At 59.5% G+C, this 12,361-nt stretch carries 11 protein-coding genes and 2 tRNA genes; 10 read left to right on the top strand and 3 right to left on the bottom strand.

The annotated features are described in order from the left end of the window. Positions 1 to 103 precede the first annotated feature (103 nt). Positions 104 to 685 (bottom strand): TetR/AcrR family transcriptional regulator, encoded by a 582-nt coding sequence (locus D7T59_RS05095; RefSeq protein ID WP_164138818.1) that lies wholly within the window; start codon positions 683 to 685, stop codon positions 104 to 106. A 101-nt stretch (positions 686 to 786) separates the two neighbouring features. Between D7T59_RS05095 and D7T59_RS05090 the strand changes: the two genes are divergently transcribed. The 7 genes from D7T59_RS05090 (at position 787) to D7T59_RS05060 (ending at position 7,776) form a co-directional block, all read left to right on the top strand. Next, positions 787 to 1,842: a sugar phosphate isomerase/epimerase family protein gene (locus tag D7T59_RS05090; protein ID WP_180852075.1), complete on the top strand. Its 1,056-nt coding sequence runs from the start codon at positions 787 to 789 to the stop codon at positions 1,840 to 1,842. Positions 1,843 to 1,863: 21 nt separating this feature from the next. Continuing rightward, the gene (locus D7T59_RS05085; protein ID WP_164138822.1) at positions 1,864 to 2,757 is read left to right on the top strand and encodes an alpha/beta fold hydrolase; all 894 of its coding nucleotides are present in this window, start codon (positions 1,864 to 1,866) and stop codon (positions 2,755 to 2,757) included. Further along, complete coding sequence (locus D7T59_RS05080) at positions 2,747 to 3,673, top strand: alpha/beta hydrolase (RefSeq protein WP_180852077.1); 927 nt, start codon at positions 2,747 to 2,749, stop codon at positions 3,671 to 3,673. Before D7T59_RS05085 ends, D7T59_RS05080 begins: the two co-directional genes overlap by 11 nt. A gap of 94 nt (positions 3,674 to 3,767) precedes the next feature. After that, positions 3,768 to 3,843: transfer RNA gene (locus D7T59_RS05075), tRNA-Ala, on the top strand. 152 nt (positions 3,844 to 3,995) lie between these two features. After that, positions 3,996 to 5,255 (top strand): tyrosine-type recombinase/integrase, encoded by a 1,260-nt coding sequence (locus D7T59_RS05070; protein ID WP_128988779.1) that lies wholly within the window; start codon positions 3,996 to 3,998, stop codon positions 5,253 to 5,255. A 263-nt stretch (positions 5,256 to 5,518) separates the two neighbouring features. After that, complete coding sequence (locus tag D7T59_RS05065) at positions 5,519 to 6,793, top strand: HAD-IA family hydrolase (RefSeq protein ID WP_180852079.1); 1,275 nt, start codon at positions 5,519 to 5,521, stop codon at positions 6,791 to 6,793. Beyond that, entirely contained in the window at positions 6,790 to 7,776 is a 987-nt protein-coding gene (locus D7T59_RS05060) for a DNA-processing protein DprA (RefSeq protein ID WP_180852082.1), read from the top strand. The genes D7T59_RS05065 and D7T59_RS05060 overlap by 4 nt, the downstream gene beginning before the upstream one ends. A gap of 138 nt (positions 7,777 to 7,914) precedes the next feature. Here the strand turns inward: D7T59_RS05060 and D7T59_RS05055 are convergent, their stop codons facing one another. Beyond that, complete coding sequence (locus D7T59_RS05055; RefSeq protein WP_235647110.1) at positions 7,915 to 8,244, bottom strand: helix-turn-helix domain-containing protein; 330 nt, start codon at positions 8,242 to 8,244, stop codon at positions 7,915 to 7,917. Positions 8,245 to 10,565: 2,321 nt separating this feature from the next. Here D7T59_RS05055 and D7T59_RS05050 point away from each other — a divergent pair. The 3 genes from D7T59_RS05050 to D7T59_RS05040 all read left to right on the top strand — a co-directional run bounded on the left by D7T59_RS05050 (position 10,566) and on the right by D7T59_RS05040 (position 12,017). After that, entirely contained in the window at positions 10,566 to 11,162 is a 597-nt protein-coding gene (locus D7T59_RS05050; protein ID WP_128988783.1) for a hypothetical protein, read from the top strand. A 142-nt stretch (positions 11,163 to 11,304) separates the two neighbouring features. Next, positions 11,305 to 11,781, top strand: a complete 477-nt coding sequence (locus tag D7T59_RS05045; RefSeq protein ID WP_128988785.1) for a hypothetical protein — start codon at positions 11,305 to 11,307, stop codon at positions 11,779 to 11,781. Between the two features lie 160 nt (positions 11,782 to 11,941). After that, positions 11,942 to 12,017 (top strand) — tRNA-Ala (locus D7T59_RS05040). A gap of 61 nt (positions 12,018 to 12,078) precedes the next feature. On the opposite strand, the gene D7T59_RS05035 is transcribed toward D7T59_RS05040, so the two are convergent. After that, positions 12,079 to 12,252, bottom strand: a complete 174-nt coding sequence (locus tag D7T59_RS05035) for a hypothetical protein (protein WP_180852084.1) — start codon at positions 12,250 to 12,252, stop codon at positions 12,079 to 12,081. Positions 12,253 to 12,361: the final 109 nt, after the last annotated feature.

The following is a 12,361-nucleotide window of genomic DNA, read 5'->3' as shown; positions in this document are numbered from 1 at the left end:
CGCGGCACCCAAGCCCGACGAAACAAGCGGTTTCGGCACAGTCAGCCAGCACCGCCTGGGGTCAGATCCGTTTCCCCTGGGKAAACGGATCTGACCCCGGAACTCAGGGCAACGGGGTCAGCGCGATATCGACCATCGCCAGCAACCGCTCGCGGCTGATGCCGTCACGTGCCTGCACCGAGATGCCATGCAGCACCGTGGCGAAGTGGTCACCCAGCGCCTGCACCGCCGCGTCGTCGGCCAGCTCACCCTCGGCCTGCGCCTGCTGCAGCCGCACGATGATCGCCGCCGTGCGCTGGCGACGATGGCTGGCCAACCAGTCCCGCACGCCTTCGCCATCAGGCGAAACGCTGCTGGCCGAGGACACCACCAGGCAGCCATGCGGACGCCCACGACGGGTGTAGGTCAGCACCGCCTCGCGCAGCATGGACCCGATCGCCTCACGCAGCGTGGCCTGCTCCAGCGCGCGCGGCGCGAAACCACCCTCGCCCTCTTCGTACAGCGCCACGGCTTCGCGGAACAACTGCTCCTTGCTGCCGAACGCGGCGTAGATGCGTGCAGAGGCAATGCCCAGTGCTTCGACCAGTGCCGACATCGACGTGCCTTCATAGCCGTGCTGCCAGAACAGCAGCATCGCCTTGCGCAACGCCTGGTCCCTGTCGAATTCGCGCGGTCGCCCTGCCATCTGCCTGCCTGCTCCAGTGAGGCGCGCAGTGTAACGCGGGTGTTGACCACCGCGAGGGTCGCTCCTATTCTTTGTCGACCGACAAACAATTGGAGCAACACATGCAGACCCTCAAGGGCCCCAGCCTGCACCTGGCGCAGTTCGCCGGCGACCAAGCCCCGTTCAACAGCCTCGCCGGCATTGCCGCGTGGGCCGCCGGCCATGGCTTCAAGGCCCTGCAGATTCCTGCCTGGGATGCACGCCTGTTCGACCTGGCCACCGCCGCCGACAGCCAGGACTACTGCGACGATATCCGCGGCACCCTGGCCGAGCACGGCCTGCAGGTCAGCGAGCTGACCACCCACATTCTCGGTCAGCTGGTGGCCGTGCATCCGGCCTACGATGAACTCTGCGATGGCTTCGCGCCGGAAGCACTGCGCGGCAACCCGAAGGCGCGCAGCGAATGGGCGCAGCAGCAGCTGCACCTGGCCGCCCGTGCCTCGCGCCGGCTGGGCCTGCAGGACATGGGCACCTTCTCCGGCTCCTTCGCCTGGCCCTACCTGTTCCCGTTCCCGCAGCGCCCACCGGGCCTGATCGATGCCGCCTTCGATGAACTGGCACGACGCTGGCGGCCGATCCTCGATACCTGTGAGGACAACGGCATCAACCTCTGCTACGAGATCCATCCCAGCGAAGACCTGCATGACGGCACCAGCTTCGAGCGCTTCTTCGAACGCGTCGGCCAGCACCCGCGCTGCCGCATCCTGTTCGATCCCAGCCACTTCGTGCTGCAGCAGCTGGACTACCTGGAGTACCTGGACATCTATCACCCGCTGATCCGCATGTTCCATGTCAAGGATGCGGAGTTCCGTCCCAGCGGCCGCCAGGGCATCTATGGCGGCTATGCCGACTGGACCGAACGGGCCGGTCGCTTCCGCTCGCTCGGCGACGGCCAGGTCGATTTCAAGTCGATCTTCTCCAAGCTGGCCCAGTACGACTACCAGGGCTGGGCGACGCTGGAGTGGGAGTGCTGCCTGAAGGACCAGGAAGCCGGTGCGCGCGAAGGCGCTGCGTTCATCCGCGATCACATCATTCCGGTCACCGACAAGATCTTCGACGACTTCGCCGGTGCACCGATCAGCACCGCACAGATGCAGCACATGCTCGGCATCGCCTGAGCCGCAACGGAGCACTCCCCCATGACGACTTCCCTTCCCGCTGGCACCGCCGGCGATACCGCCCTGCGCCACCACTACCTGCGCATCGATGGCCAGCGCGTGCATTGCGTCTCCGCCGGCCACGGCGAACCGGTGTTGCTGATTCCCGGTTGGCCACAGACCTGGTACGCCTGGCGCCACGTGCTGCACGCCCTGGCCGAAGCCGGCTTTGAAGCGATCGCGGTCGATCCGCCGGGCATCGGTGAATCCGACCGTCCTGCCCACGGCTACGACACCGGCAGCGCCGCCACCGTGCTGCACCAGACCATGCTGGCGCTGGGCCACGACCGCTACCAGGTAGTTGGCCATGACATCGGCATGTGGATCGCCTATGCCCTGGCCAGCGACCAGCCGCAGGCGGTGCGCCAGTTGGCGGTCACCGAAGCGGTGATTCCCGGCCTGGCGCCGGAACCTGGCATCTTCGCCGCACCGGCCGACAACATTTTCCTCTGGCACTTCATGTTCAACCAGGTCGCCGATCTGCCGGAGGCTCTGATCAGCGGCCGCGAGCGCGCCTACCTGGAGTTCATGTTCGATCGCTGGTCGTATCGCCGCGACGCGGTGGCTGCCGATACCTACATCGCCGCCTACAGCCGCCCCGGCGCACTGCGGGCCGGCTTCGCCTGGTACCGTGCGATTCCGGAAACCATCCGCCAGAACAAGGAACGTGCACAGCGGCGGCTGGCGATGCCGGTGCTGGCGATCGGCGCCGAGCACGCCACCGCCGATGCGCCGATGCTGACCCTGCAACCGCATGCCGACAACGTGCGCGGCAGCATCGTGCCGGGCTGTGGTCACTTCATCATGGAAGAAGCGCCGCAGGCGTTCCTGGCACAGCTGCTGCCGTTCCTGCAGGAGGCTCGCCATGCTGCTTGAACCGGCGCTGCAGCAGTTCGTCGACGCCGTCGCCGCCCATCCGCTGCCGGAAGACCTGCGCGAACTGCGGGCGATCAGCGAGAGCGCGCTGCCACAGCTGCAGGGCGCGCCGCAGCCGGTTGCGCATGTGATCGAACATGCGGTGATCGCACGCGACGGTCACGCGTTGGACGTCCGCCTTTACACACCGGAAGGGCTGCCCGATGGACTGGCGCCGGCGTTGTTGTTCGCCCATGGCGGCGGCTGGTTCCAGTGTTCGCTGGCGGTCTATGACGGCCCCTGCCGCGCGCTGGCCAATGCCAGCGGTTGCGTGATTGTCGCCGTGGGTTACCGGCTGGCGCCGGAACACCCGTTCCCGGTACCGCTGCACGACGTTGCCGATGCGTGGTCGTGGCTGCAGGCCAACGCCGAAGGCCTTGGGCTGGACCCGCAGCGGCTGGCAATTGGCGGCGACAGCGCCGGTGGCAATCTGGCCGCCGCCTGCTGCCTGCTGCTGCGCGATCTCGGCCTGCCGCAACCATGCCACCAGTTGTTGCTGTACCCGGCACTCGATGCCGGGATGGGCAGCGATTCCTACCGCGACTACGCAAACGGCTACTACCTCAGCGCCGAATTGATGCAGCGCTGCTGGCAGGCCTATCTGCGGGGTCTGGCTCCGCCGCCAGCATTGGCCTCGCCAGCCCATGCAACGGACCTGCACGGACTGGCGCCGGCTTCCGTCCTCAGCTGTGAGCACGACCCGCTGCGTGACGAGGCCGAGCAGTATGCGCGGCGGCTGCAGGCGGCCGGCATCGACTGCACGCTCGAGCGGTTGCCCGGAATGATCCACGCCTGCATCCACCTGCAGGGCGTGGCAGTTTCCACCGGCGTGGCGGTACAGCGCGCAGGCGATCTGCTGCGCCAGGCCCTGTCCTGAACCGGTCCGGGACGGTGGTGGACCCTGTGCAGCCGCCGTCCCGGCCCGGCGCTTGGCAAGCCCGGAAGGCAGCGCTACACTGAAAGCCTGCCGTGGGGCCATAGCTCAGCTGGGAGAGCGCGTCGTTCGCAATGACGAGGTCAGGAGTTCGATCCTCCTTGGCTCCACCACTATTCAGACAAAACAGCGTGCCGCGAGGCGCGCTTTTTTGTTTTTCAAGGGTTTAACCGGCATCTGCGTGAATGCGGATGATCCGTGTCCGACCATCTTTCGACCCGTTTTCCTACGTTTGGCTTAAGCCGAACTTACGGAAACAAGCCCGATGCGGATCGCCCTCACCAAGAAAACCGTTGCTACTGTTCTACCGAAGGATCGCCCCTACGAGCTCAGGGACGCGCAGGTGCGCGGTCTACTGCTCCGGGTGCAGCCCTCTGGATACAAAGCTTGGATTGTCACTTGGGCGCACGGAAAGCGTCGTACGCTTGGGTCTACCGATCATATCTCGCTTGACCAGGCTCGAGATATTGCCCTCAAAGTGATGGCCGAGTACGTCCAATCGGGCTTACCCAACATCGCAAAGCCAGAGCTCCCAAGGATCACGCTCCGAGCGTATCTGGACGACCACTACGCCCTTTGGGCCAAAACAGAGCTTAAGCGGGCGGACGACGCGCTGCGGCGCATCGAGCAGGCCTTCGCTGACCTGCTGCCTATGACTTTAAAAGACATCAACGCCAAAGTCATCGAACGATGGTGGGTCACGCGACTGAAGGACACTGTTCGACCCGGTGCTAGACAAACCATCACAAAGGCCACCGCATCGCGGAATTTGGCTACCCTACGGTCAGCCCTGTCCAAGGCAGTTAAGTGGGGAATGCTGGAAGCCAACCCCGTCACGGAAGCTGCACTGAAGGTCTCGAAGCCTCGTAGCGTGGTCCGTTTCCTCAGTCCCGCTGAGGAGCACTCCTTGCGTGCTGCTCTCACATCCCGCGATTGTGCCGTCTCGCTGGCACGTAAGTCGGGAAACAGGTGGCGTGCAGATCGTAAACGCGCATTGCTCCCGGAAATACCTACAGGAGCCTATGCCGATCATTTGCATCCATTGGTGCTACTAGCCATGAATACTGGTCTCCGCAAAGGCGAACTACTTTCGCTGGACTGGTCGGATATCAACATGCAAGCGCGGCTTCTGACTGTTCGACCTGAACATGCCAAGTCTGGGAGGCAACGCCATGTACCGCTAAATGGCGAGGCGATGACCGTACTGCGCCAGTGGGTATCGCAGTCAACGGGCAATGGAGCTGTGTTTGGGGTTGCTGGCATGAAATCATCGTGGGAGAAGCTCTTGATCGATGCCAAGATCATCAACTTCCGTTTCCACGATCTGCGCCATCATTTTGCCAGCAAGCTAGTTATGGCGGGGGTGGATTTAAACACTGTCCGGGAACTATTGGGTCACGCTGACTTGACGATGACCCTGCGTTACGCACACCTTGCGCCAGAACATCTTGCAGCGGCAGTGGCAAAGCTAACTTACGGGCAGCCACGCCCAGCCAGCGCCCCGCAATTCGGGGAACCTCGATAATCTGCATGCAGGCGGCGCAAAGCGAGACCCGCTTCAGAACCAGCTCAATTCGAGCCCCCCTGAATACACATACATGTCTCTCAGGGCCCTTATCGCAGATGCCCTCGACCTGAACTGCAGGCCGGCAGGTCCACACTATGCACTAGATGTACTAGCACGCCCTCTAAGTGTCATTCATAGCGCGACATACCACTCGCCATTCCCACAAGGCATCGAGTATTCTGGTTATGCCATCAGGGGGATGGCTGATAAGGATTTCGACAATGATTGACCTGTGCCTTTTCGACCTGGATAACACCCTACTTCGCACCGATGACCTGGATGTAATTCGGCCACAGGGCGTCGGGAAACAAGCGGATCAAGCATACGCGGCTGAGCTGCTGCATAGCTTCGGAGATCCAGCGCCGCGATACATTTACGCACCAGCGCACTTAGATGCACTGAAGGCACGATGGCCTCAAATGAAGATGGGTATCTTCACTCGTGCACCACGCGCTTATGCACAAGTACTGTTACAAGCCGCATATCCCAACATGCACTGGGATGTGGGAATTGGCTATGAAGATGTGGCTTATGGCCTATGGAAGCCAAATGGAGAAGGAATCAGGCTGGCAATGCAGCGAATGGGTATTGCTGACCCTCGCCGCGTGGTTATGGTCGGCGACGAATCTGCCGATGTAAAAGCCGCCTACAATGCTGGTTGCTACACGGTCCTGGACAAGGCCTCGTGGCCTAATGACTGGCGGAACTGGGACAACTATAAGCACTGGGACGCATTGAAGCTTCTTCCTGACGCAGTCATCGAGTTCCCAAGAACGCTCCACCAAGTTCTTGAAGACATTGAGTCGTATGCCCTGAACCTAGAGTGGCAGTTCAACAATTCGATGGATGATTCGCATCAACCCAGCTTTTGCGAGTTCAGCCACATCTTTCCGCGCGAAGTAGGTGAAGGCAACACGAGGGTCAAGATTAGCTTCGCGGGGCGACACTTCTCAAACTGGCCCTCCGTCGCAGCACGCCTGCAATGGCACGCCCTTACACACAACATCCACGCTCACAAGGATGCTCAGCAGTTCCCGGCGCAGTGGTGCAATTCCGTATACGCCTATGTCCGCAGGACCTTTCCACTGCTGTCGTTCCTCGACAGCACAGTGACCGTGGCCGCCATACCTGCACGCCCCGGACGCAGTCCACGCATGCAATACTTCATCGCGCAGCTACAAAACGACTTTAGACAGCGAGAACCACTGGGCACAACGCACGATGCAGTGCAATTCAGCACCACACTACTGTCTTACAGGAATGGCGTCCGATCACACAGCGGGGAGCACCTCAAGCGGGTTCCGCGCTTTGAGAACGTGCGCGATCACCTGGTGGTCACCAATCCAGCCGATGTAGGGGGCAAGGATTTTGTTATCCTTGACGATGTTTGCACCAGCGGCGCGACCCTGATGTACGCCCACAAGCGCTTGATGGATGCGGGCGCCCGCAGCGTGGCGCTGTTCGCCCTTTCCAAGAACGTGAGCAATGTGCTGTGACCGTCATTTCCCCAGGCACCGGAAAATTGCTGGCGCTGTCCATGCTAAAAGGCGTGGGTCCTGCTTCGCTGCGAATGGCCGTTAATGTAGCCAACTTTGCCTCGGCCCCTATAGAATCGATCGCGAAGCAGGTTCCTCGCTTGGCGTCCGTCACTCACACTACGCTGTGGGCGGAGGCATTGGAGAAGGCCGAAGTACAGGTAGAACAGGCGGAAAAGACGGGCGCACAAATCTTGTCGGTGCTCGACCCGTCCTACCCAGCGCTACTCAGAGCCACCAGAGACGATCCGGTCATTTTGTACGTCAAAGGCTCTCTTGCGGACAACCCTAACCATTCAGTCGCAGTGATTGGGACCCGTCAGCCAACCAAACACGGGGTGATGATCGCCGAGCGCATCTCCCAATTTTTGGTCGCTCATGGCTGGTCAGTGGTCAGCGGCCTAGCCCTTGGCTTGGATGCCGTCGCCCACCAAACTGCATTGGAAGCGGGAGGACATACTGTGGCAGTTATGGCCCATGGCCTGCACACCGTGGCGCCCTCCAAGCATAAGACCTTAGCCCAAGAAATCCTGGACAAGGGCGGAGCATTGGTCTCCGAGTATCCATTCGGCGTGGAAGCGCGACCGGAGTTTTTCGTCAAACGAGACCGTATCCAGGCCGGATTGGCGCAGGGCGTCGTGATGGTCCAGTCCGATGTGAAGGGCGGCAGCCTACACGCTAGCCGCGCCGCCCTGGACTACGGACGCTGGTTGGCCGTGCCTGAACCTACCAGATTGGATGCGGAAAACATGGAGCCGAAGGTACAGGCGAACATGCTAATTGCATCTGGCAAGCACGATCAGATATCCGAGCTCCTGGGCTGCTCGCCAATTGCGCTGCGAAAGGTGCTCATACTTAAGGGGCGAGACGACTATTCGCAACTTCTCGAAATGCCCCCGCCCGAATGGGGGCAAAGGCCACAGAACCAAGCAGGGCTCCTATGAGACAAGCATCCATGGCGATCTTTATGCGATGCTCGCCACGACTGCCAACAGCACTACTCAAGGCCTAGTGCCAGCGCCCAACACCTAACCGCCCTCAGACGTTCCGTTAAAGGAGACGTAGCTGTTGCCGTGCAATCGTTACTCCATAGTTTGCGCAGCCAGCGACTTCATGTGGTCGAGTATGCGTGCACGCTGATCGGCTGGTAGCTTGGAGAAAGCCAGAATTGCCTCCGCCAAGTCATCGTCCTCTGCAAACAGAAACGCCAATGGAACGCCCAAAGCCTTCGCCATCGCTGCAGCCGTGTCCATGTCAGCACGAGACGTCTGCTGCTCATATCTATTGATACGCGTGCTACCGGCCTGCTTGGTCATCCCGATCTTGGCTCCCAGCGCGCGCTGCGATACGCCCCGCATCGCACGGGCCTCCTTCAATCGCTGCGCAAATATGGCCGTTGCTTTGTCGGACAAGTGAAATCAGCAGTGGGGAACCACTGGCATCTTCACACTTGCGCTTCACTATGCGTAGACTCTACATTTACTGAAGTGGGTCGTAAAGGGCATTCGATGCGGACGACCCGCATTCGTCGCTATAGGGGTCTGTATGAAGCACCACCCGTTACCCGCCGTGGCCAGGCGGGGGACTAGCGTGATCCAGGATGCCGCGCCCCAGATCACCCCATCGTGCATTGAGGCCTACCCATGAACATCAAAGTGTTTAGCTGGTGGCTCATCTTGCTGGGCGTGCTGGGCACACTAGGAACAGGAATCGGCTACCTCTCTTTGAAGGACCGGGCAAACCACGCATACATGCAGAGTGTCATGACGTTCGGAAGCGCCCGATCAGCCGAATGGCAACGCGAAGCACACGAAGCAAAACGCTCACAAGAGCGACTAGTCGCGCTGATGGCTGGAAGCGGGGTCACCCTGCTCTTCGGGATCGGAATGTGCCTTGCTAGTGGGGGTACGACTGGCCGAAAAAGGCCCTGCCCGCAATGTGCTGAAATCGTTTTGGCGGCAGCCTTCGTTTGCAAACATTGCGGAGCCAAACTCGCACCCCAACAGCCCGAGTCTCGTGCCACTAGCTCCTACCGGGCTTTGGCGAAAGCCACAGAAGAAGCGGAGCGACGAACTTCAAGACCGTAGCTCCCCCCTTCAGGGTCATCAGTAGTCGCCACAATCCCCAAGGCCATGGCGCTCGAAATTTGAGGAGCACAATAATTCTCGCGCCAGCATGACACCCAAGAAGCCCCCACACTTCATACATGGCCCCATGTACCAAAAAAATGCCATCAGGATTGAATGTGGAAGGAAGCGCTAGTCATAGCGATCAAGAAGATAATGCGTCTTGACGAGCAACGACTTGAGGTTGGCATGTGGTTGACACGATGAAGCTACCGGATGACAGGCCTCGCGACGCTGGCGGCGGTAGAGTACCGCTGCCCGCAGAAAACCATCATCGAGAGTGCGTTGGATATCAAGAGCATTGAGGAACATTCTGCGTCGCCAGAAGGCTTGCAATAAAGCTCACCAGACTTACCAGCCCCGCTCCCTCCTACATCTACTCTTCAAACCCTCCCCCCCTACCTTCTCTTTCAGGAGGCAAACCGCCCCCAACCCCACACAGAAGCGGGGATTGGAGGCAGCCTGCTGAAATGAGAAGGTCTTCTCTCTCAGACACTCGATCCTTGCGGCACTGATCTGTAGCTCGGCTTCGTCTGATCGTCAGGCAACGAAGCTCGCATCACCGGCGCGGCTGCCACGACCCCCTGGGAGGGAACCGCACCGCTTACCCCTGAGCCGGATATCTTCTGGGGCGAGCCAAGCACTGCGCTTGGCTGATTTACCATCCCGAACGTAGGCGTCCCGATAAAGATGGCAAATGCCTGCCTCAACTAGCAGACAAACTAATCATCCAACATTGAAGAAAAATTGTCAACACTGTGTTTCGATAATAGAACACACGGCCTGTATGGAGTTTTTGTAATGACTCCCTTTTTTCGGCATTGATCGGAAGCGACGCCCCGGTGCGTGTCTAGGACTTCCAGATTGCAACGCGCGACGCTAGCAGTAGCCGCCTGCAAAAGCCCCTCGCAGGAGCTCCTGTACGCACTCCTGGCGCGCATCTAGCGATAGCACCCCTACCCCTACGCGCCGCACCCCGCATCGCGCGCAGAGCACGGCAGAGCACGCAAATAGCGAGCCTCACCAGAGATTCCTTCACAAGTCGGTAACCCGGCCCAGCGCGACACCGCACCCCACTCGCTCGGCATCGGCTTAGGCGGCACTTAGCCTCCACCGTACCGAGGATCACCCCTGACCTATCCAGTTGAATCACAAGCCCCGAAGCGACAGCCCAGCGGAGAGGGCGCGTCATCCTGAGTGACAGGGCTGCACGCACCCTCAACCTGACTTACAGCGCCCCCGCTGGGACTGCTTCACGCAAGGCAATAGGTGACGCTTATCACATAACAGAACATGAATGAACAGCGAATTTCAACTTCGCGACATCTTGCACAAGCGCAAATAACAACTCATACTGTTAAATGAGGGCATTTAAATTTCTAATTTTTATGAGGCCTCAAAAGGAAAGCCAGCAGCCCATTCGAGTGAGCCACTGGCATCATCAGCAATCAAGCAGATGTGGGTTCAGTTCACCCTGAACACCAAATTCAACCCAAAAATTATAGAACGCACGAGGCCGAGTGTAAAGAGCCTACGCATCTATGACGTACAGGTTGAGCGGAACCCCTACTGCATCTATTCATATAGGAGGTTCAATGAAGCCAAAAATGACCGTACGCAAGGCAAGCAAGCTCTTTGCAGCGACCGAAGAAGAACTGGCGGAAGAGGCGTTGAAGTACTCCAAGGTCAAGCAACGCGAAGGGATGTCGTTCCCCTTGTGGTACACAAATTGCTTGAAGCTTGGTGCTAGGGATATCTGCGAAGGGAAGAGCGCAGAGGATGCATTTCTGAGGGTTACAAACTTCCCAGACGCCCTGAAGGCGAAGGCACACGGGCTGATCCGAAGCTTTCAGGAAATTGTCGCTGCAAACGACGATATAGACTTCACCCCACAGGAGAGCCCCAAAGGTTGCAATACGTCGATCGAGGGCGTGACGCTCAGCACCCGACAGGATCTGGTTGCATCGAAAAAGTCGGACGGCCGACTACTGCTTCTCTACTTCCACGTTGTGGACACGCCGATGAAGGCTCAGCAGGCCGAGACACTGCTCCAGTTGGCGCAGTACATCGCCGATGCTAGGCAGATCAACGCTGACGTTGCCATCGTCGATATCCCGCGTAAGCGCCTTATCCGGGTCTACGATGACTACGATCCGGAACAGATGAAGGCAACAGTCGCTAACGCGATGAGCAAGCTGCACTAAGCATTGTGGCGCTGGTGGTGTTCGTCCTCAAACGAACACCACCATCTCTCACAGAGGATCAAAAACACCCGGCTAGTCTTCTTTGAGTGCTACGCAAATTGCACAGCTAAGTGCTGCCGCGTGATCCGCAATGGAGGAGCAGATGGCAAAGCAAAGCAAGTTCTTGGGCGTAGATGGCAAGTACCACCCAGTCGGCTGGTTCTTAGGTATGGACGGCAAGTATCACGCCCCGGGATCATTCCTCGGCGCTGATGGTAAATATCATCCTAAGGGTTACGTCCTTGGCATCAATGGGAAGTACCACAAGCCCGGAGCCGCCCTAGGCTTCGACGGCAAGTACCACGAAAAGGGCTCCGTTCCTGGGCTTGATGGCAAGTACCACAAGAAGAACGAGGTTCTAGGTCTCAATGGGAAGTACCACCCGCAAGACTGGGTGCTTGGTCTTGACGGGGAGTATCATCCGAAAGATCACTTCTTGGGCATGGATGGCAAGTACCATCCGAAGGGAAGCGTTCAGGGAATCAATGGCAAGTACCACCCTCCCGGATACTTCATAGGAGTTGACGGCGAGTACCACCCTCCTGGCTCCGTATTAGGTGTTGACGGGAAGTATCACTGACGGAAGCAAGGCAAGCTTGCGCACAGTGGACACTTAGGGGCGGCTCCTACCAGATAGGACTTGGGGATCTAAGCCGTACGGCTTCCCAATCACTTACAGGAATGCCCGACATCAAGCGAGACCAGCCAATCCATTGATTAGTAAGGACTTATTTCTCCGTGGGGCCATAGCTCAGCTGGGAGAGCGCGTCGTTCGCAATGACGAGGTCAGGAGTTCGATCCTCCTTGGCTCCACCACTATTCAGAAGAACCCGCAGATCCTCGCGATCTGCGGGTTTTTTCTTTTCTGGATTCCGCCTCAGGCGGACTCCAGGCCGCCATCCTTGCGTTGCGGACTGCGCGAATGCGCATCGCGCACCTGTTCATCACGCTGTGCCGGCCGGCGCTTTGCCACGTCATCCTGCTTCCGGTCCTGGCGGCTTTCCTGCACGCCCTGCTTCGGGTCGCCCTGATCGTTGTCGCGCTCACTCATTGAAATCTCCCGCATTGGCGAAGGTCCAACCTGCCAGCAGGCTAGGGGCTGCAGAGTGATCTGCCGGTCAGCCTGGCGCGAACAGGGCGTGCAGCCTCGGCTTGCCGAC

Source organism: Stenotrophomonas maltophilia, from assembly GCF_013464915.1.
GTDB classification, from domain to species: Bacteria; Pseudomonadota; Gammaproteobacteria; order Xanthomonadales; family Xanthomonadaceae; genus Stenotrophomonas; species Stenotrophomonas maltophilia_AT.
Note: the sequence above shows the minus strand (reverse complement) of the source record. Positions and strands in the feature narration are given on the sequence as shown.